The 549-nt window shown below is 49.5% G+C and carries 1 protein-coding gene; it reads right to left on the reverse strand.

The annotated features are described in order from the left end of the window. Positions 1–539, reverse strand: a 539-nt coding sequence (folP, locus tag AB4585_RS25110) for a dihydropteroate synthase (protein ID WP_372171475.1), incomplete at its 3' end; no start/stop codon positions are given. Positions 540–549: the final 10 nt, after the last annotated feature.

Genomic DNA, 549 nt, shown 5'->3' on the forward strand with positions numbered 1-549 from the left:
TCTTTGCTTATTCCCACAGCTTCGCACGCCTTAATGCGCTCTGCTAAGAACTGCTCCACCTCAGAGATAAGGTCATCATAGTGCGGATTGGCCTGCATTGTTCTCGGTTGCCCTTGCATATGCATAAGGCAGATGGGCACTCCAGAGTCAGCAGCCACTTGCAGTGCTCCAGGCTCTTGCAGTGCTCGCACATCATTGATCAAGTCAGCTCCAGCTTCGGTAGCTTGGCGCATCACCTCAGCTTTACTGGTATCGATGGATATCCACACATCAGACTCAGCGCGAAGTGCTTTGATTACGGGAATGACGCGTTCTAGCTCTTGCTGCAACTCTACCTCTGGTGCACCCGGTCTTGTTGACTCACCACCGATATCAATAATGGTTGCTCCCGCCGCAATCATCTTTCGAGATTGAGCTAAAGCATCATCAATTCGGTTGTATTGGCCACCATCGGAGAAGGAATCAGGGGTTACGTTAAGTATGCCCATGATCTGCGGTGAAGATAGGTCGAGCTGTTTTTTTCCACTGTTTAAGATCATAACACTAACG

The organism is Vibrio sp. 10N.222.49.C9 (assembly GCF_041474985.1).
Lineage (GTDB): Bacteria > Pseudomonadota > Gammaproteobacteria > Enterobacterales > Vibrionaceae > Vibrio > Vibrio crassostreae_C.